Raw genomic sequence first — 24234 nt, 5'->3', positions numbered from 1 at the left:
GGAGTGGTATTGAAAGACAAAATTCTTTCTTTTCTAAAACAGCTTGGTGATAAAGCTAAGCCCATTGCTGAAAAGGCTATGCACTTTGGTGGGCATAGATTACATGTGGCACTCGCTAGTATTGCTGGTCTGTACTGGAATCTCAGCCCCCAAAATCGCTACCGTGTCCGCTTAGCCGCTTTTGCTTTTGCCATCCTATCGATGGGTATTGTTTTAGGTCGGATTACCAATGTCAATCGCAATGTGAAGATTGAGGCTTCTGATAAGGCCCTCAAAATAGAGAAGAGTGGCGTCTTGGAGTTAAGGCTTCCTGGCGTCAAGCTGAACCCAGAAATCTATATCTTCCAAACGGCAGAAAAAGTACAGGTACCAGTGGATATCAAAGTACCAGGTCGCTTAGCGTTTAATGCTGAAAAGTCTAAGGTGCTATCAGCACGCGCACCTGGGCGGGTAGAACGTATTTACGCTTTTGATGGTGCCGAGATCAATATTGGTTCTCCAATAGTAGAGCTCTATAGCCCAGAATTTATTTCAGCTCAGCAAGAATATTTGCTCTCTTCAAAAACAGCCAGGGTATTGGAATCTAGTAAGACCATGGGTGATTTACTTGGGGATGCTCGCATTACCCAACAAGCGGCCGCAAATCGTATGCGTAATCTTGGCGCTGGTGATGGTGATATCAGGGCAATTGAAGCTACCGGTAAAACTCAAAGCAACTTAGTGATGCGATCACCCCTAAAGGGTGTAGTGGTTAAGCGGAATGTGGAGCCTGGGTCTGCTGTGGACTCAGGTGATGTGATTGCTACCTTGGCAGATCCAAAGCAACTCTGGTTCTTGGGAAATGTGTTTGAACAAGACTTGCGCTTGATTAAATCCGGTCAGAAAATAGTTTTGCAGGTAGAAGCCTATCCGGATAAAGAGTTCGTAGCTTACGCAAACTATATTGCTCCCGCGATTGATCCGCAAACTCGCGCTTTATTGATTCGTGCGGATATAGATAATCATGATGACCTTTTGCGTCCAGATATGTACGCATCTGCCAAGCTCACCACCGGCATGGCTGATGCTATCGTTGTGCCACAAACAGCCGTGGTCCGCATACGCGAGATGCGTTACGTGATTATTAAGGCTGGAGACGAAGTGTATCGTCGCATTCCTGTTAAAGGTTACGATTTAAACAGCAAGGCCTTTGCGATTACTAGTGGCATTGAACCTGGTTCGCGCATACTGGCAGAAGGTGCAGTGCTACTAAACGATCGATTTGCAAAGCAGGAAGATTAGTTAAGTGAGCGCCTTTACTTCTTTCATTCGAGGTGTACTTGAAAAACGGGTGCTTGTCATCGTTGGTTCAATTGTGCTTCTCGGTTTGGGGATGTACAGCCTTTCTAAGTTGCCAATACAGCCATACCCGGGTGTAGCGCCATTAACGATTCAGGCGATTTCTCAATGGCCTGGCCGAAGCACGACCGAGGTAGAGCAGCAGGTAACCATTCCGGTAGAAAATGCTTTGGCAGGTATTCCTGGTCTCCAGGCTTTCCGCTCAGTGTCTTTATTTGGCCTATCTGTTGTTACTCTGAAATTCAACGATACGACAGACCCATTTCAAGCGCGTCAACGTTTTATGAGCAGCTTGTCTAATGTGAACTTTCCAGATGGGGTCACTTCTAGCGTTAGCCCGGACTCCGATGCGACTGGTGAGATCATGCGCTATGAGGTGAAGTCTGATTACGCCTCATCGTCCCATCTCAAGACACTGCAGAATTACGAGATTTATAAAGAGCTAAAGCAAACACCCGGTGTTGCGGATGTTTCTTCATTTGGCGGCAAGGTTCGCCAATATCAAGTGATTGTTAGTCCAGAAAGTTTGCAATCGAAGGGCATCACTGTTAATGAATTGATTACCGCATTAACCAATGCGAATAGCAATACCGGTGGCGGACTACTGCCTAGCGGTGAGCAGCAGTTTGTAGTGCGTGGAGTGGGGCTTTTAAAAAGTATCGATGACATTAAGCGGGTAGTTGTCTCCATTCACAACGGGGTACCAATTCGGATTGGTGATGTGGCGCGTGTCGAAATTGGTAACGCCCCTCGTTTAGGGATGTTCCAGTTTAATGACAACCCAGATTCTGTTGAAGGCATCGTTTACCTACGTCGTGGCGAGAATGCCACCGAAGTTCTAGCGCGAGTGCGCAACACTGTCGAGAATATTAATAAGCAAATTTTGCCACCTGGTATTGAAGTAGTGCCATTCTATGATCGCCAAGTTTTACTGGATATCACGATTGGAACAGTGAAGCACACACTATTTTTTGGTATCTCTTTAGTTCTGGCAGTATTGTTTTTCTTCTTGGGTAATTTACGTGCGGCGGCTGTAGTAGCTGCAGTCATTCCCTTGGCGCTGTGTGTATCTTTTATTCAGATGCATTTATGGAGTGTTCCAGCAAACCTGATTTCTTTAGGTGCGATTGACTTCGGTGTCATCGTAGATTCTGCGGTGATCCTGACCGAGAACGTCATGCGCCATCTAGAGGAGGGTGGTAAGCGACTGAATCAAAGCATCATTCTGGCAACAAGTGAAGTGCAACGCGCCATGATTTATTCCACTGGCATCATTATTGTTGCCTACTCCCCATTGTTCTTTATGGGTGGTGTCGAAGGGATCATCTTTAAGCCAATGGCGTTTACGATGGGCTTTGCCTTGATCGCGGCAATGATCTTAAGTCTGACATTCTTGCCAGCCATGATCTCATTGGTGTTTGGTGAAAACCTGCAGCACAAACCACCGGGATTTATTACAAGACTTCTGAGTGCTTACAAACCATTGCTCAGAAGATGGATGGATCGTCCTTTAACTGTCGTTTCAGTGGCGGTCTTTGTATTGGGCTTAACCTTGTTAAGTGTCACGCGTTTGGGGACAGCCTTTTTGCCAACTCTTGAAGAAAATAATATTTGGCTACGAGTCACTTTACCCAATACGGTGGATTTAGATTACTCGGTGAAGGTAGCCAATCAGTTGCGTGAGACATTCTTAAAGCAGCCTGAAATTGAAAAAGTAGCCGCTCAGATTGGTCGTCCAGATGATGGTACCGATTCTACGGGCGTATTTAATCAAGAATACGGCCTCTATCTCAAGAGCCCGGATAAGATGCCAAGTGGTTCTGGCAAGAAAGAGTTGATTGCCAATCTTGAGGTTGAACTCAATAAGATTCCAGGAATTACTTATAGCTTCTCTCAATATATTCAAGATAACGTGAATGAGGCTTTATCTGGCGTCAAGGGTGAGAACTCAATCAAAATTTACGGCACAGACCTTGAGGTTCTCGATCAAAAAGCTCATGAAGTCATTGCCCAACTTAAAAAAGTTCGTGGTGTAGCAGATGAAGGCATTTTGAAAGAGTTAGGTCAGCCTACTTTGAATATTCAGATTGATCGAGAGCGGGCTGCTCGCTATGGCATCAATGTCAATGATATTCAGACCCTAGTTAGTAATGCTATTGGTGGTGCTGCAGTCACCAACTTACTGGAGGATGAGAAAACCTTTGGGGTTGCGATTCGTTTGAGCGAGGGAAGCCGTAACGATGTGGCTGATATCAGTCGCTTATTGGTGGATTCTCCTAATGGTGCAGCAATTCCCTTGTCGATGGTTGCCACTGTCCAGTTGTCTGATGGACCATTTTTTATCTATCGCGAGGCTGGTAAGCGCTACATTGCCATTAAGTTCAGCGTGCGTAATCGTGACTTAGGTAGCGCTGTTGAAGATGCTCAATTTCTAGTCGAGAAAAATATCACCTTGCCGCCAAACTACTCCATTAGCTGGGACGGTCAATTTAATCAGATGAAGCAAGCGCAGAAGAAGCTCATGCTGATCGTACCCTTGGCCTTGCTGGGTATTTTCTTATTACTGGTTAGTGCTTTTGGTAATTTCCGTGATGCAGTCATTGTGATGATTAACGTACCATTTGCGGCAATCGGCGGTGTAATCGCCTTGCATCTTGCTGGCGAGACTCTGAGTATTTCTGCCTTCTTTGGCTTCCTATCCTTATTTGGTATTGCGATTCAGGATGGGGTGATTTTGATCTCCTTCATCAATAAGACGGCAGCTACCGAGCATCACGCAATGAAAGATGCCATGGTGGAGGGCGCTTCCTTACGAGTTCGCCCAGTACTGATGACTGCGGCACTTTCAGGTCTGGGGCTATTGCCTGCCGCTTTATCCCATTCGATTGGCTCAGAGGCCCAACGCCCCTTAGCCCTAGTAATTGTGGGGGGTATGGTGACGACCACTATTTTGACCCTCTTGGTATTACCAGTAATATATGGGTGGTTCAGAGGTCGAGCGCTAAGCCAGATGGCAAAGGCCTAAGGCTACATAGAAAGTATTGATATTAATGAGTGAAAGCACAAAGCAGCCACATATTCTGATTTCGAATGATGATGGCTATCTTGCTCCCGGCCTTTTGGCTCTAGTGAATGCCATTCGCCCATTGGGACGAGTCACCGTGATTGCTCCCGAACAAAATCATAGTGGCGCATCTAACTCTTTAACGCTATCACGGCCACTATCGATTCATCGAGTAGCTGGTGGTGAGCGTGATGGCTTCCTATTTATTAATGGCACGCCAACCGATTGCGTGCATATTGCCATGACCGGATTCTTAGATGAAAAACCGGATCTCGTCGTCTCCGGTATTAATCAAGGCGAGAACATGGGTGAAGATACCCTGTACTCAGGTACTGTTGCTGCCGCAATTGAAGGTGTCATGTTTGGCGTCCCCGGCATTGCTTTCTCACAGATTGATAAAGGTTGGAACCGGATTGATGATGCTGCCAAAGCTGCGCACGATATCGTCGCGCAAATGTTGGCATCTCAGTTGACGCACGCCGATGGTGCAGCTACCTTGCTGAACGTGAACATTCCAAATCGTCCCTATGCTGATCTCAATCGTTGGCGGGTCACCCGCTTGGGCAATCGCCATCACTCACAACCCGTGGTACTTCAAAAGAGCCCGCGTGGTGATGATATTTACTGGATTGGTGCTGCTGGGCATGCAAAAGACAGTTCTGAAGGTACCGACTTTCATGCAATTGCTGAGGGGTGTATCTCGATCACACCTATGCAGTTGGATTTAACCCATCATGCACGTTTAGCTGCGATGCGTGCCAATGGCTGGACCCGCGGTTGAGGCCAGCTGCTGAACGTAATGCCGGTCACCGGCAGGCCTTGGCTGCGAAGGTGCTCGCGGCCGGGGTTAAGCACGGCAAAACATTAGAAGCGATTGCTACCGTTCCCCGTCATGCTTTTATGGATGCAGGCATGCATCCTCAGGCCTACGAAGATACTGCTTTGCCTATCGGTCATTCACAGACGATTTCAAAGCCATCGGTAGTGGCGCGCATGATTGAGCTTTTGCATAAGCCCAAGCAGCAGTTGGGCAAAGTATTAGAAATCGGCACTGGTTGCGGATATCAAGCTGCGGTACTGAGTTTGTTGTCTGATGAGGTGTATTCAATTGAGCGCATTCGTCCTTTGCATGACATGGCTAGAGAGAAGCTGCGTCCATTTCGGATTAAAAACCTGCGCTTAATCTATGGGGACGGTATCTTAGGTCTGCCCCAAGCGGCCCCATTTGATGGAATTATTTTGGCAGCCGCTGGATTGGGTATTCCGGATGCCTTGTTGGATCAATTGGCTATTGGTGGCCGCCTTGTGGCCCCAGTTGCTAAGAATGAGAAAGAGCAACAATTGATTATGGTCGAGCGGATGAGCTCCCAGCGCTATCAAAGAACCGTTCTAGACGAGGTCTTTTTTGTCCCCTTACAATCAGGGGTAGTATGAAAACCCCAATAAATCCCATGTTTAGATATCTTCTATTACTTCTGGCAATCGCATCTTTGGCATTCAATGTTGGTTGCTCGACCACACCTAGGGCTAAGCCAGCAAATGTGGTTGATCGAAGCGGTGGCGGTAGTGAACCTACTCCTCCGGGCTACTATCGCGTTAAGCGTGGTGATACCTTGGCACGAATTGCATTGGACAACGGTCAATCTCCACGCGATTTAGCGCAGTGGAATAATTTATCGAACCCAAACTTAATTGAAGTGGGTGATCTGATTTTGGTGAGACCTCCAGCTAGCAGCAAATTAACTGTTAAGCCAATTCCAAAAACACCTAGTGATACTCCGAAAGCAGATGCGCCAAAGATCGATACTGCTAAAGAAGCCCCCAAAGAAATCGTTGCAGAGCCAGGGATTCGTTTGTCATGGCCAGCTAAAGGCAAGGTCACTGAAGAATTTAGTGAAAAGACAAAAGGGATTGATATCGCTGGTAAGTTAGGTGAACCCATTACCGCAGCATCCGATGGCAAGGTGGTCTATGCCGGCAATAGTTTACGTGGCTATGGCAACCTAATCATTATTAAGCACGACAATACGTATCTCACAGCCTATGCTCATAACCGTACGCTTTCAGTAAAAGAGGGTGATACAGTGAAAAAAGATCAGAAGATTGCTGAGATGGGTGACACTGATACAAATTCAGTAAAACTCCACTTTGAATTACGTGTGAATGGCAAGCCAGTAAACCCCACGCCATACTTGCAGTAATTGCTCTCGACAAATTGCTAGCGATTTAAGTATGGCAACAGTTCTCGTTTTCGATATTGAAACTATTCCTGATGTAGCAGGATTACGTCGTCTTAATGACTATCCGGATGCACTCTCGGATAGCGAGGTTGCTGCCAAAGCAATGGCAGAGCGGGCCGAGAAAACCGGTAGTGAGTTTCTGCCGCTATATCTTCAACGCATTTGTGCTATTTCCTGCGTTATTCGCAGAACAACAAAAGATGGCTCGCCCCAAATTAAAGTTGGTACCTTAGGCACAGCGCAAGATGATGAGAAGGTATTGATACAGACCTTCTTTGAGTTAGTAGAGAAATATACCCCGCAGTTGGTTTCCTGGAATGGCAGTGGTTTTGATCTGCCAGTACTGCACTACCGTGCACTAGCAAATCATGTGCAAGCACCACGCTATTGGGAAATGGGCGAGAGCCAAGAAAACGATAGCCGTGAATTTAAGTGGAACAACTACATCAGTCGTTATCACATGCGTCATCTGGACTTGATGGATCTCTTGGCTAAATTTAATGGTCGCGCCAATGCTCCTTTAGATGGTCTGGCAAAACTCTGTGGCTTCCCCGGTAAGATGGAAATGGATGGCAGTCAAGTTTGGCCTGCTTATCAAGAAGGCAGAATTGACGAGATTCGTCGCTATTGCGAAACCGATGTGGTCAATACTTATCTGATGTACTGCCGCTTTCAGTTGATGCGTGGCGGCTTCTCATTAGAAGAATACAAAGAAGAAATCACTTTCGTAAAATCCTACTTAGAAAAAGAATCTCAAGAGCCGCATGGCGAGCAGTGGCAAGAATATCTCCAGGATTTTGCTCCCGATGCGTAGAGGAGAAAAGCCAGTTCACATTGTTGTGACTGAGCCGGTACGAGTAGATTCCCTTGATCTCGATGCACAAGGCATTGCGCGTTTAGCGCCTAATGAGGAAGAGGCGGCTGAAGGTCAAAGCGGTAAAGTCATTTTTATCAAAGGGGCGCTACCCACTGAGCTAGTCACCTATGTTGTGACACAAGACAAAGCCCGCTTTAGTAAAGCCAAAGTACTCGATATCCTCAAGCCAGCCGTATTCAGAGCGGAACCTAAATGCAAAGCCTTTGGTGTTTGCGGTGGCTGCACCATGCAGCACTTAGATATTCGGGCTCAAGTGGCCATGAAACAGCGCGTTCTTGAGGATGATCTAAAGCACATCGCAAAAGTCGCCCCTGAAGAAATCCTTCGTCCAATGGGTGGCCCTGCTTGGGAATATCGTCATCGCGCACGTTTGAGCGCAGTCAATCGGTCTATCAAAAAAGGCACGGTGTTGATTGGATTTCATGAGGGCAAGAGTGGCTATGTCGCGGATATGACTGCTTGTGAGATTTTGCCAAAGCATGTTTCTGATCTGCTGCCCGAGATGCGCAAATTGGTCATGGCTCTTTCCATCGTCGATCGTATGCCGCAAATTGAAATCGCGGTAGGTGAGCCTGAGGACCTCAATTCAGAAGACCCTAAAAAATTAAAGCCAGTCACGGCATTGGTCTTCAGAAATCTCTTGCCACTAACGCCAGCCGACGAAGAGTTGCTCCGAGATTTTGCAGATAAGCATCAAGTTTGGATATGGTTGCAACCCAAAGGTATAGAAACCGTTGCACCTTTCTACCCCCTAACAGGCAAGCTTTGCTACCGTTTACCTGAGTTCGAAATCGAGATGCCATTTAAGCCGGCTGATTTCACGCAAGTGAACCATATGATGAATCGTGCCTTGGTGAGTAGGGCGATTCGCCTCCTAGAGGTTCACGCAAGTGATCGTGTGCTTGATTTGTTCTGTGGCATTGGTAATTTCACGCTACCGCTGGCAAGAAGGGCAAGCAAAGTTCTGGGTATTGAGGGTTTAGAAAGTCTTACTACCAGAGCCAAAGCCAATGCAGAGCATAACCAGCTCGCAGATAAAGCCAGTTTTATGCAAAGCAATTTGTTTGAAGTGAGCACAGAGACAATCGCTTCATGGGGCAAAGCTGAGCGTTGGTTGATGGATCCCCCACGAGAGGGCGCCATGGAAATCTGTCAGGCCTTAGCCCAACTCCATGAGCAAGGCAGTGATCTACCGCCACAACGCATTGTGTATGTGTCCTGCAATCCAAAGACGCTAGCGAGAGATGCCGATATCCTGTGTCATCAGGCGGGCTATGTTCTTAAGAGTGCGGGGATCGTTAATATGTTCCCCCACACCTCCCATGTAGAGTCAATGGCAGTGTTTGAAAGACTCTAGCAATTCTTTACTTTAAAAGATCAGTTGCTCAAAATATTGAAGCAAAGAAAAAGGCACCCGCAGGTGCCTTTTTTATTAAAACTTAAAACTCATTTCTTAGTCTCTGTCGCCGCCCATAATGCCCAAGAGTGCGAGCAAGTTGGTGAAGACGTTGTACACATCCAGGTAAATAGCCAAAGTAGCCATTACATAGTTGGTTTCACCGCCGTTGATAATGCGCTGCACGTCAACCAAGATAAAGGCTGAGAAGATTGCGATAGCTAGGACCATCACAGTCAACATCAAGGCTGGTAACTGTAACCAGATGTTGGCTAATGAAGCCACGATCAAGAGCAGTACGCCTACCATCAACCATTTACCCATGCCTGAGAAGTCGCTCTTGCTCACAGTAGCAATTGAGGCCATCACAGCAAAAATTGCCGCAGTACCGCCAAAGGCCAACATGATCAAGGTAGCGCCATTACTGTAGCTGTTGAGTGTGTAACCGACCAAGCCGGACATCATGATGCCCATAAAGAAAGTGAAGCCTAGCAGCAACAAAACACCTAAGCCGCTGTCCTTATTCTTCTGAATAGCCCAGAAAAAACCAAAAGCGATTGCCATAAAGACGATGAAACCCATAAAAGGGTTACTCGCCATAAAATTGAGTCCAAAGGCAACGCCAAGCCAAGCGCCAATGACAGTTGGAATCATTGAGAGCGCCAAAAGGGCATAAGTATTGCGAAGTACGCGGTTGCGTATTTGTGGGGTGCTAATCGAGCCTGTTTGCCCAAAGCCGTAAGAGTTAAGATCACTCATATTGACTCCTTTTCATAGTTAAAACACGAGCCCACCAGGGGCTGTTGACAGTAAGTATAGACAAAATGGGGTAATTTCAAGCCCCCTATGAAAAAGACTACAAATCATAGGGTTATGCCCTGTAAATTCAATAGCTTAGCTACGCCCAGATCAGGGTAAATACGGTCAGCCGATGTATAATTCGGGGGTCGCTGAATTCCTGGCGCGTTGTAGGAAATGGGGCAGAAGTTCACCCTGGGTCCAAATTGGCGCTAATTTCAGCAAAATCTTTGAAATCACTATTGGAGTTTTACATGGCTATCGAACGCACCCTTTCTATTATCAAACCTGATGCTGTAGCAAAAAACGTGATCGGCAAGATCTACGACCGTTTCGAATCTGCTGGTTTGAAGATTGTTGCGTCCAGAATGGCGCATTTGTCACAAGCTGAAGCTGAGCAGTTCTACGCTGTGCATGCTGCCCGTCCTTTCTTTAAAGATTTGGTGAGCTTCATGATTTCTGGTCCTGTCATGATTCAGGTATTGGAAGGCGAAGGCGCAATTGCTAAGAACCGTGACTTGATGGGCGCTACTGATCCTAAGAAGGCCGACAAAGGCACTATCCGCGCTGACTTTGCTGACAGCATTGATGCAAACGCTGTTCATGGCTCTGATGCTCCTGAAACTGCTGCTGTCGAAGTTGCATTCTTCTTCGCTGGCATGAACGTTTTCAATCGTTAATTCACGATTGCTAACGAACAACCTATTTAATACATAAGTAGGCGCATTGACCTCCCCGCGCGTAAATCTCTTAGATTTTGACGCTGACCAAATGGCAGCGTATGTCGCGGGGTTGAATGAAAAGCCCTTTAGGGCTAAGCAACTCATGCAGTGGATACACCAACGCGGTGTTTCTGATATCAACGACATGAGCGATTTAGCAAAAAGCTTTAGAGCAACCCTGCTCGATAAAGCGCAAGTTCTTTCTCTACCAGTCATTAAAGACGAGCATGCAGCTGACGGCACCCGCAAGTGGTTGCTCGATGTTGGAGCCGGTAATGCCGTGGAGTCTGTATTTATTCCCGAAGATGATCGTGGCACCTTGTGCATTTCATCTCAGGCTGGTTGTGCGGTCAATTGCCGGTTTTGCTCAACCGGGCATCAAGGCTTCTCGCGCAATCTCACCGCCGGTGAAATCATTGGTCAACTCTGGTTTGCAGAGCATTTACTCCGCACGGATCCGAATGCAGTACGTCGTATTGAAAAATACCCAACCCCAGGCTGGGAACACACCGGTCGCGTGATCTCCAATGTGGTCATGATGGGTATGGGTGAGCCGCTACTGAACTACGACAACGTCGTCACTGCTTTACGTTTGATGCTTGATGACCGAGCCTACGGTTTGTCGCGTCGTCGTGTAACCGTCTCGACTTCTGGCGTTGTGCCAATGATTGATCGCTTGGCTCAGGATTGCCCAGTGGCATTAGCAGTCTCATTGCATGCTCCGAATGACAAGTTGCGCGATCAGCTAGTGCCGCTCAATCAAAAATATCCTTTAAGAGAATTGCTTTCCGCGTGCGAACGGTATTTGCCGTTTGCCCCAAGGGATTTCTTAACCTTTGAATACTGCATGCTCGATGGCGTGAATGACTCTGATATTCAGGCAAAAGAGTTGGTACGCTTATTAGCCAACATCAAGTGCAAGATCAACCTTATTCCATTTAATCCATTCCCAGAGTCTGGATTGAAGCGTTCACCAGCCCAGCGCGTTCACGCCTTTGCCAGCATTCTGTTGGACGCTGGCATGGTAGCCACAGTGCGTAAAACCCGTGGTGATGATATTGCAGCTGCCTGTGGTCAGTTAGCGGGTGATGTGGTCGATCGTACCCGAGTACGAGAGCGTGCCGTGCACGACAAGCAGATCAATCTCGATCAAGATGATGATGTTGACAGTCTTGATGATGAAGAAGATGAGCAAGAGTATCAGCCCGAGCACTCAGTGCAGTGGCTCAAAAGATTAGACGACTGATTTCATAAAACAAGTCCCATGAGTAATTCATCTAGCAATCTTCCTAAGTTACCTTTAGGCCCATCGCCTAAGAGAGCTACACGTCAAGCAACGGTTGCTTGGAAAACCAACATCATTACTGTTGGTGGCGATGCGCCAGTACGCGTCCAATCTATGACCAACACCGATACTGCTGATGCGCTCGCTACCGCAATACAGGTTAAAGAGTTGGCTCGCGCAGGATCGGAGATGGTGCGTATTACGGTAGACACACCAGCTGCAGCTGAAGCGGTGCCCTATATTCGTGAGCAGTTAGACAAGATGGATGTCTTAGTCCCATTGATTGGTGACTTCCATTACAACGGCCACACCTTATTGAATGACTATCCAGAGTGCGCCAAAGCTTTATCCAAGTACCGCATTAATCCTGGTAATGTGGGTAAGGGCGCTAAACGCGATCCACAATTTGCGCAGATGATCGAAGCCGCTTGTAAATATGACAAGCCCATTCGGATTGGTGTGAACTGGGGCAGCTTAGATCAAGACTTACTGGCCTGCATTATGGATAGTAATGCCGCATTGCCTGAACCCAAGACTGCACAGGAAGTCATGATTGAGGCATTGATTCAGTCGGCATTGCAGTCTGCAGAAAAGGCTGTGGAGTTTGGCATGAACCCCAATCAAATTTTGCTGTCTTGTAAGGTCAGTAATGTGCAAGATTTGGTTGCCGTGTATCGCGATCTGTCTCGTCGTTCCGATTACCCATTGCATTTAGGTCTCACGGAAGCAGGTATGGGAAGCAAAGGCATTGTGTCTTCAACAGCAGCGATGGGCATCTTGTTGCAAGAGGGTATTGGTGACACGATTCGAGTCTCTCTGACTCCTGATCCAGGTGCCCCACGTGAGAATGAAATTATTGTGGCGCAAGAAATTTTGCAAACCATGGGCTTGCGTAATTTCACGCCGATGGTGATTGCATGTCCTGGTTGCGGCAGAACGACCAGCACTACCTTCCAAGAATTGGCCGCAAATATTCAATCCTATCTGCGTCAGCAAATGCCGGTATGGAAAAAAACCCATCCCGGCGTTGAGGCAATGAATGTTGCTGTCATGGGTTGTATCGTTAATGGCCCAGGCGAAAGTAAGCATGCCAATATTGGCATCTCTTTACCAGGTACTGGCGAGACTCCTGCAGCACCAGTGTTTGTGGATGGGGTCAAAGTAAAGACCCTGCGTGGCGAGAACATTGCCCAAGAGTTTCAGGTGATTGTGGACGATTACGTCAACCAACATTACGCTCCTAAATAAGAGCCAAAGCCAGCAAGAATACAAAACAAGAACAATAAAGAAATACAAAACAAGCGTACAACATGACAGACCAGATCAATTCCTCCAAAGCTCAAAAGATTCAGAAAATTAATGGTGTTCGCGGCATGAATGATCTCTTGCCGGCCGATGCTGCGCAGTGGACGTATTTGGAGCATGTATTACGTGACCTTACTCGCGCTTACGGTTATGAATACCTGCGCACTCCGATTGTGGAAGCAACCGCCGTATTTCAGCGTGGCATTGGTGAAGTAACCGATATCGTTGAAAAGGAAATGTATTCCTTTGAGGATCGCCTCAATGGTGAGCAGCTCACATTGCGTCCAGAAGGTACAGCCGCTGTAGTTCGATCCGTAGTTGAAAACAATCTGCTCTACGAAGGACCAAAGCGTCTTTGGTATACAGGGCCGATGTTCCGCCATGAGCGTCCACAGCGTGGTCGCTATCGCCAGTTCCATCAATTTGGTATTGAAGCGATGGGCTTTGCTGGCCCAGATATTGATGCAGAAATCATTTTGATGGGTCAACGTCTGTGGGATGAGCTTGGACTCAAGGGCGTACGTCTGGAGATTAATTCTCTTGGGCAAGCTCCGGAGCGTGCTGAGCATCGTGCTGCCTTGGTAACATACTTTGAGAAACATCAAGACCAGCTCGATGAAGATTCTCAGCGTCGTTTATTAACAAACCCTTTGCGTATCTTGGATTCTAAAAATCCAGCAATGCAAGATTTAATTGAGGGTGCTCCAAAGTTACTGGATTTCTTAGGTGAAGAGTCGCTCCAGCATTTTGGGGCTGTACAAACCTTATTAAAGGCCAACAACATTCCTTGCAAGATCAATCCTCGCTTAGTGCGTGGCTTGGATTACTACAACCTAACGGTTTTTGAATGGATTACTGAAGAGTTGGGTGCGCAGGGCACGATTGCTGGTGGCGGTCGTTACGACCCCTTAATTGAGCGCATGGGCGGTAAAGCTACACCGGCCTGTGGCTGGGCAATGGGCATGGAGCGAGTTCTGGAATTAATGAAGGTTTCAGGTTCCTTGCCAGAGCCTCAGGCTCAATGTGATGCTTTTGTCATTCACCAGGGTGGTGAGACTTTGACTGCGGCCATGATCATTGCCGAGCGCCTCCGTAATGCCGGCATTGATGTCATCCTGTTTTGCCCTCCAGATGGCCAGACTGCCAGCTTTAAGTCACAAATGAAGAAGGCAGACGCCAGTGGGGCAGCCTATGCCGTCATTATTGGCCCAGATGAATTGGCCAAGAATGAGGCTCAGCTCAAGGATCTACGTGCTACTGGTGAGCAGAAGGCGGTAGCCCTGGATAGCGTGGTGGAAGCGGTAATTGATGCCATAGTCGGCGCCACCGAATAGAATTAAGACATTCATTATTAATACTGTATTTATTAGCCTGGATTGACATGCCTTTAGACCTAGAAGAACAAGAACAATTAGATCAACTTAAAGCATTTTGGCAAAAGTATCGCAACCTGATTACCGCTGTAATCACCGCTGCCTTATTTGCCTACGCAGCCTATAGTGGATACCAATGGTGGCGCACAAGTCAGGCTGCCTCTGCATCTCAGTTATACGAAACAATGGTCACTGCAATTGGCAAGGGGGATAAAGATCAAACCTTACGTGCCGCTGATGATTTGCAAAAGCAATATTCGGGTACGCCTTACGCAGCGATGTCGAGTCTAGTCGCTGCAAAGATTGCCTCTGATGCAGGTGACCCTGCTAAAGCGACGGAATATTTGCGCTGGGCTGCCAAGAACTCATCTGACCAGGGATACTTAGCTCTAGCTAAGTTGCGCTTAAGTGCTCAATTAATTGAGCTTGGTACAGAAAAAGATTTTGCTGAAGCTGATGCAATCCTCAAAGAAAAGCCCATTTCAGGTTTTGAGGCATTGTGGTTAGAACGACGTGGCGACTGGTATTTGGCGCAAAATAATAGTGCTGATGCGCGTAAGAGTTATGAGGCTGCATGGAAGCAGTTGAATGATTCAAAAGAATTCCCTGAAGAGGCTCGTCGCCTTTTGAAGGTTAAATTAGATGCTGTTGGAGGAGTTGCTCAGTGATGATGGATTGCAAACGCGTAGCAAAACTAGCAAGCACAGCCTTGGTACTGGGCTCTGTAGTAGTTGCTTTGGTAGCCTGCTCTGGTAGCTCGCGTGTACGCAAACCTGCTGAGCTTGTATCGGTTAACAATCAGTTTGAATTGGCGCCAGTATGGTCAACTAGTATTGGCTCATCCGTACCATTTAACTTTCATCCTACGGTAGTGGGCGACGCAGTCTATGCGGCATCTCATCGCGGGAATCTCACTAAGATCGATTTGCGCACCGGTGAAAAAATCTGGGAAGTCTCTGTGCCTGATCGCCTTTCTATCGGTCCTGGATCTGACGGACGCACTACTGCAGTTGTCACTACTAAAGGTGCTGTCTACGCCTATGACGATACTGGCAAGCCAAGCTGGAATGTCAATGTTGGTAGTGAAGTGCTATCAGAGCCAGTGGTTGCTGGTGGGGTTGTCATCATTCGTACGCTGGATAACCGTTTTATTGGTTTGGATGCTCAGACTGGTGCGCGTAAGTGGACTTATCAACGTCAACAATCCGCTTTATCTTTGCGTGTTGGCTATGGCATGCTGGCAATTGGCAATGAGGTGATTGTGACTGGATTTGCCGGTGGTCGTTTCGGCATGATTGCGATTGCAAATGGCGGCCTAGTTTGGGAGACCCCGGTTTCCTTTCCAAAAGGATTTTCTGAAATTGAGCGCCTTAATGATGTGACTGCTAAGCCAAGTATGGATGGCGAAATTATTTGCGCCGTTTCTTATCAGGGCCGTGTTGGTTGTGGCCAAGCACGTACAGGCAATTTATTGTGGTTCAAAGATTATTCAAGCTATACCGGTACTGCACAAAGTCCTGAGCTAGTTTTTTCTTCTAATGAAAAGTCTTACGTCACTGCATTTGCGGTCAAAGATGGTTCACAAGTTTGGGAAAACACCCAGCTGACATTTAGAGATGTGGGTGAGCCGATGGCAGTTGGTAAAGTTCTTCTCGTGGGTGATGCGCAAGGCTATGTGCATGCACTCTCACAAGCGAATGGTGAAATGCTGGCACGCATTCGTCATGACAGTAGTCCAATCTCAGCCGCACCGATTGCGGTGAACGGCCTCATCTTGGTTCAATCTCAAGGTGGAAAACTAGCGGCGTACAGTCCAAAATGAATCCAGTCATCACTATTGTCGGTCGTCCTAACGTTGGTAAATCGACACTCTTTAATCGCTTAACGCGCTCACGCGATGCATTGGTGGCAGATTTCTCGGGCTTGACCCGTGATCGTCACTATGGCAAGGGTCGTATTGGCGAACGCGCATTTATTTGCGTAGACACTGGTGGTTTTGAGCCGGTAGCGAAGACCGGTATTGTTGCCGAGATGGCCAAGCAAACCAAGCAAGCTGTTGCTGAATCCGATATTGTGATTTTCTTAGTCGATGGTCGCTTGGGCATGGCACCACAAGACCGTGTGATTGCGGATTTCTTGCGCAAGACAGGTAGGCCAGTCATTCTGGCAGTCAATAAAACGGAAGGCATGCAAGCTGGCGTAGTCACAGCAGACTTCCATGAATTAGGTTTGGGTGAGCCATTCCCGATTTCATCAGCACATGGTGACGGTGTGCGAGGTTTGATTGATGATGCTTTGGATTCTTTGGGAGTTCCAGAGCCTGAGCCAGAAGAGCAAGAAAATGACCCTAATCGCCCAATGAAAATTGCGGTGGTTGGTCGTCCTAACGTTGGTAAATCCACCTTGATAAATAAATTGATCGGTGAAGAGCGCGTGATTGCATTTGATATGCCAGGAACAACGCGTGATGCGATTGAAGTTCCTTTTGAGCGCAATGGCAAGCCATACATCCTAGTGGATACCGCTGGTCTGCGTCGTCGTGGCAAAGTATTTGAAGCGATTGAGAAGTTCTCGGTTGTTAAAACATTGCAAGCGATTGCTGATTGCAATGTCGTAATCTTGATGCTCGATGCACAGCAAGATATTTCAGAGCAAGATGCGCATATCGCTGGATTTATTGTGGAAGCAGGGCGTGCATTGGTTGTCGCCGTGAATAAGTGGGATGGTTTAGATGCTTACGTTAAAGAGCGCGCACGTTTAGAGATTGCTCAAAAACTGCGCTTCCTCGATTTTGCAAACGTGCATCCCATCTCTGCGAAAAAAGGTACTGGCCTTAAAGAGTTATTTAAAGACGTTGATCTTGCCTATGCTGCAGCAATGGCGAAATTGCCAACACCAAAACTGACCCGTATTTTGCAAGAGGCAATTGAGCATCAGCAGCCTAAGCGTGTAGGCATGGGTCGTCCAAAATTACGCTATGCCCACCAGGGCGGTATGAATCCGCCTATTGTGGTGATTCATGGCACATCCTTGAGTGGTGTAACTGATAGCTATAAGCGCTACTTGGAAGGTCGCTTTAGGGATGTATTTAAGTTACGCGGCACGCCATTACGTATCCAGATGAATACTGCCAAAAACCCCTATGTTGATGCGGACAAAGGTAAAAAAGGCAAAAAGAAGTAAAAAGTTAAAAATAGCGGTACAGTTTTGTTATGGTTTAAGTATGTTTTAGCCAAGTTTTAGCCAGATTTTAGTTAGGGGGCTTGATTTTTGAATATCAGACCCCTTATGTTGGAGGTAGACAGTCGCAGTTAGTAGCACTAACTAGTAATAAGCAGCGAATAAATAAAAAAGCAAGACTCCCAAAAAAAGAAGCAACGAATAAAAATCAATAAGGAGCAGTATGAATAACAGCAAAATCCAATTACTACAGGATCCGTTTCTCAATGCCTTGCGCAAAGAGCATGTCCCTGTATCCATCTATCTCGTTAACGGAATCAAACTGCAAGGCAATATTGAATCATTTGATCAGTATGTAGTGCTCTTGCGTAATACCGTAACGCAGATGGTCTACAAGCATGCCATCTCCACAATCGTCCCTGCCCGTGCAGTGGAGTTCCGTACGGAAGAAGTTGGCTCTGTATAAAACAGGTGTTGATGCGGCACGAGCCGTTTTGGTTGGAGTGGATACAGGCCGCGAGGATTTTGCGGACAGCATGGCTGAACTCAGCCTTCTTGCAGACAGTGCCGGCTCTATACCTACTGCTAGCGTGATTGCCCGTAAGGGTAAAACTGATCCCGCTTTATTTATTGGCTCTGGTAAAGCGAATGAAGTCAAAAAAGTGATGGAAGAGCAAGGTGCTGAATTAGTGATTTTTAATCATCCCTTATCTCCAACACAGCAACGTAATCTAGAGCGCCATATTGGTTTTCATGTCATGGACCGTACAGGCCTGATTTTGGATATTTTTAGCCAAAGAGCACAAAGCCATATTGGTAAAACTCAGGTTGAGCTAGCCCAAGTGCGTTATCGCATGTCTAGATTGGTGCGAGCCTGGAGCCACCTAGAGCGCCAACGAGGTGGTATTGGTGTTCGTGGCGGTCCTGGTGAAACCCAGATGGAGCTTGATCGACGGATGCTGGCAACTAAGGCTAAGCGCCTAGAAACAGAACTTGAGAAGCTTCAGCGCCAGCAAAGAACCCAAAGAAGGGCACGCAATCGTAAAGATGTCTTTTCCGTATCCCTAGTTGGCTACACCAATGCGGGTAAATCCACACTGTTTAATGCCCTTACAAAAGCAGGGACATATGCGGCAGATCAGCTGTTTGCGACCCTCGACACCACCTCCCGAAAAGTCCATTTAGATGAAGTGGGCTCTATTGTGGTCTCCGATACAGTGGGTTTTATCCGGGAATTGCCCCACCAGCTGGTGGAGGCCTTCAGGGCTACCTTAGATGAAACTATCCATGCAGACCTCATTTTGCATGTTATCGACGCCTGCAGCCCTGTAGCTAGGGAGCAAAAGGCCGAAGTAGAGGCGGTTTTACGAGAAATTGGGGCTGATGACATCCCTCGAATTGAGGTCATGAACAAGATTGACCAGATGCCCCAGACCTTTACGGAAGGGGCTGTTTTGGTCCGTGATTCTGAGGGAATCCCGAGCCAGGTTTTCCTTTCCGCCAAGACTGGCCTTGGCCTTGATTTATTGCGCTCGGCGCTGGCTGAATGCTCTCAAATGACTGATAGAATAAGGGTCGAGCAGAATCGCGCTAAGGTCCAAATGGATCCAGACGAGTTTTTAGCTCCTTTGCCCGAACGACCAGAGACTTCCGAATTTAACCCACTTCCTAACCGAAAATATTCACCAAACGATGCGTAAATTTCTTGAGCTGTTCTCGGTCAATGATCCAGGCTGGGGTAATAGTCACCCAGGCAGTGGATCTAAAGATGCGAAAGAGGGTCAAAGCTCCGACCAAAACCCTAAAGTTGATCCGGCCAAGCCAGATGCGGATAAGCCTGTTGAAACTCAACCGCAGAATCGGCCTGCACGACCAGACGGCCCTCCAGACTTAGATGAACTTTGGCGTGACTTTAATGACCGCCTAGGAAGTTTATTTGGCGGTAAGAAAAAGCCAGGCGGCTCAAGCAAGCCTGCAAATAAGCCAAACAGTACCGACATTCCACCTCCATCCCAGCGCGGTAATGGCGGTGGCAATAACGGTGGTGGTGGCATGAGTGCACCTAACTTCAACTTCAGCAATCCCTTTGGTTCAAGAGCAAGCTTGATTCTGGTTGCTGGTGGCGTGGGATTGATGTGGCTTTTGAGTGGTTTTTACATGATCCAAGAGGGTCAGTCTGGGGTAGTGACTACCTTCGGAAAGTACTCTTACACGTCTGGCCCTGGTATTAACTGGCGCATGCCTTGGCCTGTCCAGGCTGAGCAAACTGTAAATGTCTCAGGGGTGCGTTCTGTAGAAGTTGGGCGTTCAATTTTGATTAAAGCAACTAATCAAAAAGATACCTCAATGCTGACTGAAGACGAAAACATCATTGATGTACGTTTTGCAGTTCAGTACCGCTTAAAAGATCCAACAGATTATTTATTTAATAATCGTGATCCCGATATGACTGTGGTCCAGGCTGCAGAAACTGCAGTCCGTGAAATCGTTGCGCGTAGCAAGATGGATACTGTTTTATACGAAGGTCGTGAAAAGATTGCGATTGATTTGGCGGCCTCGATACAGAAAATTCTAGATAGCTATAAAACTGGTATCTACGTTACTAGTGTGACTGTTCAAAACGTTCAGCCTCCAGAGCAAGTGCAGGCAGCATTTGACGATGCTGTAAAAGCAGGGCAAGACCAGGAGAGACTCAAGAGCGAAGGGCAGGCATACGCTAACGACATTATTCCTCGTGCAAAAGGTACGGCTGATCGACTTATTCAAGAGGCTGAAGGTTACAAGGCTAGGGTGGTTGCAACTGCAGAGGGTGATGCAAATCGCTTTAAGCAAGTCTTGACTGAATATGCAAAGGCACCTGGTGTGACTCGTGACCGTATGTACATTGATAGCATGCGCGAGATGTATAACAACGTTTCTAAAGTCCTGGTGGACACCACCAAGAGCAACAGCATGCTCTATCTGCCGCTTGATAAGATCATTGCGCAAGTCAGCGCTGAAAGTGCACAAGTTGCTGCTGGTCAGGTATCAGCTTCTACACCTACCGGATCAGTAACAGTGGGTGGTGCGACAGGTAACCCAGCCGCTCCATTTAGCAACAACGTAACTAGCCCAAGCTCGAGCAATGCTTCGAGTATTGGTGCTGCCGAAAAACGCGACGGCTTGAGAAGCCGTGATAGAGGGGATGCAAGATAATGAACGCAAATCGTCTCTTAGCTGCTATCGCTGGTCTGATTGCTCTCGGGTATGTGCTGGCCTCTAGTATTTTTGTCGTAGATCAGCGCAACTTTGCTGTGGTGTTTGCTTTCGGGCAAATTGTCAGGGTGATTGAACAGCCTGGTCTGCAATTGAAGTACCCGGCACCATTTGAAAATGTACGCTTTTTTGATCGTCGTATTTTGACGATTGATACACCTGAAGCAGAGCGCTTTATTACTTCTGAAAAGAAAAACCTCTTAGTTGACTCTTACGTTAAATGGCGCATTGTTGATCCTCGTAAATTCTTCGTTAGCTTTAAAGGTGATGAACGTTTAGCGCAAGATCGTCTTACACAATTAGTACGTTCAGCGCTAAACGAAGAGTTCACCAAGCGAACAGTCCGGGAAATCATCTCAGATCAACGTGAACAAGTGATGCAGGGAATCCGTAAAAAAGTAGCTGATGACGCTTCTGATATTGGTGTTGAAATCGTCGATGTTCGACTCAAGCGTGTTGACCTCTTGGCTGAAATTAGCGACTCTGTATACAGACGTATGGAAGCTGAGCGTAAACGCGTTGCTAACGAGCTACGTTCAACTGGTGCTGCAGAGTCTGACAAGATTCGAGCAAATGCTGAGCGTCAGCGTGACACCATTTTGGCCGAAGCTTATCGTGAAGCGCAAAAGATTAAAGGTTCTGGCGATGCAAAAGCCACTTCGCTATATGCAGAGGCATTTGGACGCGATCCACAGTTCGCACAGTTCTACCAAAGTCTTCAGGCTTACCGCAGCTCCTTCAAGGATAAGAAGGATGTCATGGTGGTCGAGCCTAATGGTGAATTCTTCAAGTTCCTGCACAAAAAAAATTAAGAGTGAACATTTCGGACTATGAATCGTTGGTTGCTTCCTGAAGATATTGCTGATGTTTTACCAGCTGAGGCTCGAAAAGTAGAGTCTCTGCGTCGTGCCATCCTCGATTTGTATCAGTCCTATGGCTATGAGCTTGTTGCCCCTCCGATTCTGGAGTTTTTAGATTCACTGCTCACTGGCACTGGTTCAGATCTCAACTTACAAACTTTTAAGTTGGTCGATCAGCTGTCTGGTCGTACATTGGGTCTGCGCGCTGACATGACTCCACAAGTTGCTCGGATTGATGCGCATTTATTGAATCGCCAAGGTGTAACCCGTCTTTGCTATGCGGGCTCCGTTGCACATGCTCGTACACCCGTCGGTAGTTCTGCTCGTGAAGAGTTGCAAATTGGCGCTGAAATTTATGGCTGCGCAGGATGGGAAGCTGATTTTGAGGCGGTCACTTTGCTTCTGCAGACTTTAGCCCTCGCTGGTCTAAATAAAGTGTATCTAGACCTTTCGCATGCGGGAGTCCTTGAAGGCATCTTGGATGGGCAAAACTTGGATAAGAGTGATATCGAAACTCTTTATGGCCTCTTACAAAGCAAGGATCGCTCACGCTTAGCGATCTGGGCTAAATCCTTACCCACTCAATCAGCCGAAGCTTTAATGGCACTGACTGAATTGAATGGCCCTTGTGCGCAAGTATTAGCTAACGCCAAACATGTTTTGCCAAAGCATCAACTGATTGATGATGCATTGACTCAGCTGGAAAAGCTGGTGCAAGCAACAGCTATATCTCTTAAGGATGTTGAGCTCAGTATTGATCTAGCAGACTTACGTGGTTACCAGTATCACAGCGGTGTGATGTTTGCAGCTTATGTAGATAAACTGCCGCAGCCAATCGCTCGTGGTGGTAGATATGATTATGTTGGTCAAGCATTTGGGCGCCCACGTCCTGCCACTGGCTTTTCTCTTGATCTATTGACTTTGGCTAATCTCGCGCCTTTGGCAAAACAACGGTCTGCCATCGTAGCGCCTTGGATTTTGGATGCTGGCTTAGCCAGCAAGATCGCTGAATTGCGACTCACTGGTGAAGTGGTGATTCAAGCAATGGCTGGTGATGCTGTCGAAACCGCTGAATATATTTGTGATCGAGAGCTGGTAAAGCAGGGCAGTTCATGGGAAGTAAAAACGAAGTAAAGCCTCATTAATAACGCATTCATTCTGTAATTATCTTTTGGATTTTATTATGTCTTCAAAGCAACAAGCTCATGGTCGTAACGTCGTTGTCATCGGCACCCAGTGGGGTGATGAGGGCAAGGGCAAAGTAGTGGATTGGTTAACTGATCATGCTCAAGCGGTTGTACGTTTTCAGGGTGGACATAATGCTGGTCACACCTTGATCATTGGAGACAAGAAAACTATTCTGCGTTTGATCCCATCTGGAATCATGCACAAAAATGTGATTTGCTACATTGGTAATGGTGTAGTGCTTTCTCCAGAGGCGCTCTTTAAAGAAATCGGCGAGCTAGAAGCTGCTGGGCTGGATGTTCAATCCCGTTTGAAGATTTCTGAGGCAACGACATTAATTCTTCCGTATCACGTTGCGATTGATCATGCGCGTGAGAAAAAACGCGGCGATGCCAAGATAGGCACAACGGGTCGTGGAATCGGACCAGCTTATGAAGATAAAGTCGCTCGTCGCGCCTTACGAGTTCAAGATTTGTTTTACCCAGAAAAGTTTGCCGCGCAATTGCGTGAGAACTTGGAATATCACAACTTCATGCTCACAAATTACTACGGTGCTGAGCCAGTTGATTTCCAAAAAACTTTAGAAGAGGCCATGTCTTATGCCGAGCGCATTAAGCCGATGGTAGTTGATGTCTCTAGTGCTTTATATGCAGCAGAGCAGGCAGGTCAAAATTTATTGTTCGAAGGTGCACAAGGCACTTTGCTCGACATTGATCATGGTACTTATCCATACGTCACTTCAAGCAACTGCGTAGCAGGTAATGCAGCAGCTGGCTCTGGCGTTGGTCCAGATTCTTTGCAATATATTTTAGGTATTACTAAGGCTTACTGCACCCGAGTTGGTGCTGGTCCATTCCCAAGCGAGTTGTATGACTTTGATAATCCCGCTAAACAAGATCCTGTTGGCGTTCGTTTAGCTGAAGTCGGCAAAGAGTTTGGTTCTGTTACTGGTCGCCCACGCCGGACTGGTTGGTTAGATGCTGCCGCACTCAAGCGATCCATTCAGATTAATGGCTTGTCTGGCCTGTGTATCACCAAGTTGGACGTATTAGATGGCTTTGAGACTATTCGCCTTTGTGTTGGTTACAAGCTGGATGGTCAAACATTAGATGTATTGCCGCGCGGCGCTGAAGCCGTTGCGCGCTGTGAACCGATTTATGAGGATTTCCCAGGCTGGAAGGGAACTACTTTTGGTATTCGTGAATGGGACAAACTCCCAATAGAGGCACAGAAGTTCCTGCGTCGTATCGAAGAAGTTGCAGGAAAGCCGATCGCTATGGTCTCAACAGGACCGGAACGCGATGAAACGATTCTTCTACAACATCCATTCAAGGGTTAATAAGAGTTTTTAATTAA

20 protein-coding genes and 1 pseudogene are annotated in these 24234 nt (G+C 47.1%); 20 read left to right on the top strand and 1 reads right to left on the bottom strand.

What is annotated here, in order from left to right:
* Window positions 1-9: 9 nt before the first annotated feature.
* The 7 genes and pseudogenes from GQ359_RS05585 (at window position 10) to rlmD (ending at window position 8876) form a co-directional block, all read left to right on the top strand.
* Entirely contained in the window at window positions 10-1281 is a 1272-nt protein-coding gene (locus GQ359_RS05585) for an efflux RND transporter periplasmic adaptor subunit (RefSeq protein WP_215385785.1), read from the top strand.
* A gap of 4 nt (window positions 1282-1285) precedes the next feature.
* On the top strand, window positions 1286-4363 hold the full coding sequence (locus tag GQ359_RS05580) for an efflux RND transporter permease subunit (RefSeq protein WP_215385783.1): 3078 nt from the start codon (window positions 1286-1288) through the stop codon (window positions 4361-4363).
* Between the two features lie 25 nt (window positions 4364-4388).
* The gene (gene surE / locus GQ359_RS05575; RefSeq protein ID WP_215385782.1) at window positions 4389-5183 is read left to right on the top strand and encodes a 5'/3'-nucleotidase SurE; all 795 of its coding nucleotides are present in this window, start codon (window positions 4389-4391) and stop codon (window positions 5181-5183) included.
* 29 nt (window positions 5184-5212) lie between these two features.
* Window positions 5213-5836: pseudogene (locus GQ359_RS05570) on the top strand (protein-L-isoaspartate(D-aspartate) O-methyltransferase); the annotation flags it as partial.
* Window positions 5833-6603, top strand: coding sequence for a peptidoglycan DD-metalloendopeptidase family protein (locus GQ359_RS05565; protein WP_215385781.1), 771 nt, complete (start codon window positions 5833-5835; stop codon window positions 6601-6603). The pseudogene GQ359_RS05570 and the gene GQ359_RS05565, both read left to right, overlap by 4 nt.
* 31 nt (window positions 6604-6634) lie before the next feature.
* On the top strand, window positions 6635-7456 hold the full coding sequence (locus GQ359_RS05560) for a 3'-5' exonuclease (protein ID WP_215385780.1): 822 nt from the start codon (window positions 6635-6637) through the stop codon (window positions 7454-7456).
* Complete coding sequence (rlmD, locus tag GQ359_RS05555) at window positions 7449-8876, top strand: 23S rRNA (uracil(1939)-C(5))-methyltransferase RlmD (protein WP_215385779.1); 1428 nt, start codon at window positions 7449-7451, stop codon at window positions 8874-8876. Before GQ359_RS05560 ends, rlmD begins: the two co-directional genes overlap by 8 nt.
* 96 nt (window positions 8877-8972) lie before the next feature.
* Here rlmD and GQ359_RS05550 read toward each other — a convergent pair whose 3' ends face one another.
* Window positions 8973-9674 carry a Bax inhibitor-1 family protein gene (locus GQ359_RS05550; protein ID WP_215385778.1) on the bottom strand — a complete coding sequence of 234 codons (702 nt, stop codon included), beginning with the start codon at window positions 9672-9674 and terminating at the stop codon, window positions 8973-8975.
* A gap of 293 nt (window positions 9675-9967) precedes the next feature.
* Between GQ359_RS05550 and ndk the strand changes: the two genes are divergently transcribed.
* The 13 genes from ndk to GQ359_RS05485 all read left to right on the top strand — a co-directional run bounded on the left by ndk (window position 9968) and on the right by GQ359_RS05485 (window position 24217).
* Complete coding sequence (gene ndk / locus GQ359_RS05545) at window positions 9968-10393, top strand: nucleoside-diphosphate kinase (RefSeq protein WP_046330292.1); 426 nt, start codon at window positions 9968-9970, stop codon at window positions 10391-10393.
* Between the two features lie 91 nt (window positions 10394-10484).
* Window positions 10485-11681 (top strand): 23S rRNA (adenine(2503)-C(2))-methyltransferase RlmN, encoded by a 1197-nt coding sequence (gene rlmN, locus GQ359_RS05540; protein WP_251367955.1) that lies wholly within the window; start codon window positions 10485-10487, stop codon window positions 11679-11681.
* A gap of 18 nt (window positions 11682-11699) precedes the next feature.
* Window positions 11700-12968 carry a flavodoxin-dependent (E)-4-hydroxy-3-methylbut-2-enyl-diphosphate synthase gene (ispG, locus tag GQ359_RS05535; protein WP_215385776.1) on the top strand — a complete coding sequence of 423 codons (1269 nt, stop codon included), beginning with the start codon at window positions 11700-11702 and terminating at the stop codon, window positions 12966-12968.
* A gap of 62 nt (window positions 12969-13030) precedes the next feature.
* Window positions 13031-14359, top strand: coding sequence for a histidine--tRNA ligase (gene hisS / locus GQ359_RS05530; protein ID WP_215385775.1), 1329 nt, complete (start codon window positions 13031-13033; stop codon window positions 14357-14359).
* A gap of 47 nt (window positions 14360-14406) precedes the next feature.
* Window positions 14407-15066 carry a tetratricopeptide repeat protein gene (locus tag GQ359_RS05525; RefSeq protein ID WP_215385774.1) on the top strand — a complete coding sequence of 220 codons (660 nt, stop codon included), beginning with the start codon at window positions 14407-14409 and terminating at the stop codon, window positions 15064-15066.
* Window positions 15066-16220, top strand: a complete 1155-nt coding sequence (gene bamB, locus GQ359_RS05520) for an outer membrane protein assembly factor BamB (protein WP_215385773.1) — start codon at window positions 15066-15068, stop codon at window positions 16218-16220. The genes GQ359_RS05525 and bamB overlap by 1 nt, the downstream gene beginning before the upstream one ends.
* Window positions 16217-17581, top strand: a complete 1365-nt coding sequence (gene der, locus GQ359_RS05515; protein WP_215385772.1) for a ribosome biogenesis GTPase Der — start codon at window positions 16217-16219, stop codon at window positions 17579-17581. Before bamB ends, der begins: the two co-directional genes overlap by 4 nt.
* 220 nt (window positions 17582-17801) lie before the next feature.
* The gene (gene hfq / locus GQ359_RS05510; RefSeq protein ID WP_062308972.1) at window positions 17802-18044 is read left to right on the top strand and encodes an RNA chaperone Hfq; all 243 of its coding nucleotides are present in this window, start codon (window positions 17802-17804) and stop codon (window positions 18042-18044) included.
* A complete protein-coding gene (gene hflX, locus GQ359_RS05505) occupies window positions 17977-19278 on the top strand; it encodes a GTPase HflX (RefSeq protein WP_256442500.1) in 1302 nt (433 codons plus the stop codon). The genes hfq and hflX overlap by 68 nt, the downstream gene beginning before the upstream one ends.
* Entirely contained in the window at window positions 19271-20773 is a 1503-nt protein-coding gene (gene hflK, locus GQ359_RS05500) for an FtsH protease activity modulator HflK (RefSeq protein ID WP_215385771.1), read from the top strand. Before hflX ends, hflK begins: the two co-directional genes overlap by 8 nt.
* Entirely contained in the window at window positions 20773-21645 is an 873-nt protein-coding gene (gene hflC, locus GQ359_RS05495) for a protease modulator HflC (protein WP_215385770.1), read from the top strand. The genes hflK and hflC overlap by 1 nt, the downstream gene beginning before the upstream one ends.
* Window positions 21646-21663: 18 nt before the next feature.
* On the top strand, window positions 21664-22827 hold the full coding sequence (locus GQ359_RS05490) for an ATP phosphoribosyltransferase regulatory subunit (RefSeq protein WP_215385769.1): 1164 nt from the start codon (window positions 21664-21666) through the stop codon (window positions 22825-22827).
* A gap of 49 nt (window positions 22828-22876) precedes the next feature.
* Window positions 22877-24217, top strand: coding sequence for an adenylosuccinate synthase (locus GQ359_RS05485; RefSeq protein ID WP_215385768.1), 1341 nt, complete (start codon window positions 22877-22879; stop codon window positions 24215-24217).
* Window positions 24218-24234: the final 17 nt, after the last annotated feature.

This window comes from Polynucleobacter sp. AM-7D1 (assembly GCF_018688455.1).
In the GTDB taxonomy this organism is placed as follows: Bacteria; Pseudomonadota; Gammaproteobacteria; order Burkholderiales; family Burkholderiaceae; genus Polynucleobacter.
Note: the sequence above shows the minus strand (reverse complement) of the source record. Positions and strands in the feature narration are given on the sequence as shown.

Bases quoted from the DNA above. Each gene is read 5' to 3' on its own strand.
- surE (WP_215385782.1), top strand. From the start codon at position 4,389: ATGAGTGAAAGCACAAAGCAGCCACATATTCTGATTTCGAATGATGAT.
- GQ359_RS05565 (WP_215385781.1), top strand. From the start codon at position 5,833: ATGAAAACCCCAATAAATCCCATGTTTAGATATCTTCTATTACTTCTG.
- GQ359_RS05560 (WP_215385780.1), top strand. From the start codon at position 6,635: ATGGCAACAGTTCTCGTTTTCGATATTGAAACTATTCCTGATGTAGCA.
- rlmD (WP_215385779.1), top strand. From the start codon at position 7,449: ATGCGTAGAGGAGAAAAGCCAGTTCACATTGTTGTGACTGAGCCGGTA.
- GQ359_RS05550 (WP_215385778.1), bottom strand. From the start codon at position 9,674: ATGAGTGATCTTAACTCTTACGGCTTTGGGCAAACAGGCTCGATTAGC.
- ndk (WP_046330292.1), top strand. From the start codon at position 9,968: ATGGCTATCGAACGCACCCTTTCTATTATCAAACCTGATGCTGTAGCA.
- rlmN (WP_251367955.1), top strand. From the start codon at position 10,485: ATGGCAGCGTATGTCGCGGGGTTGAATGAAAAGCCCTTTAGGGCTAAG.
- ispG (WP_215385776.1), top strand. From the start codon at position 11,700: ATGAGTAATTCATCTAGCAATCTTCCTAAGTTACCTTTAGGCCCATCG.
- hisS (WP_215385775.1), top strand. From the start codon at position 13,031: ATGACAGACCAGATCAATTCCTCCAAAGCTCAAAAGATTCAGAAAATT.
- GQ359_RS05525 (WP_215385774.1), top strand. From the start codon at position 14,407: ATGCCTTTAGACCTAGAAGAACAAGAACAATTAGATCAACTTAAAGCA.
- bamB (WP_215385773.1), top strand. From the start codon at position 15,066: ATGATGGATTGCAAACGCGTAGCAAAACTAGCAAGCACAGCCTTGGTA.
- der (WP_215385772.1), top strand. From the start codon at position 16,217: ATGAATCCAGTCATCACTATTGTCGGTCGTCCTAACGTTGGTAAATCG.
- hfq (WP_062308972.1), top strand. From the start codon at position 17,802: ATGAATAACAGCAAAATCCAATTACTACAGGATCCGTTTCTCAATGCC.
- hflX (WP_256442500.1), top strand. From the start codon at position 17,977: ATGCCATCTCCACAATCGTCCCTGCCCGTGCAGTGGAGTTCCGTACGG.
- hflK (WP_215385771.1), top strand. From the start codon at position 19,271: ATGCGTAAATTTCTTGAGCTGTTCTCGGTCAATGATCCAGGCTGGGGT.
- hflC (WP_215385770.1), top strand. From the start codon at position 20,773: ATGAACGCAAATCGTCTCTTAGCTGCTATCGCTGGTCTGATTGCTCTC.
- GQ359_RS05490 (WP_215385769.1), top strand. From the start codon at position 21,664: ATGAATCGTTGGTTGCTTCCTGAAGATATTGCTGATGTTTTACCAGCT.
- GQ359_RS05485 (WP_215385768.1), top strand. From the start codon at position 22,877: ATGTCTTCAAAGCAACAAGCTCATGGTCGTAACGTCGTTGTCATCGGC.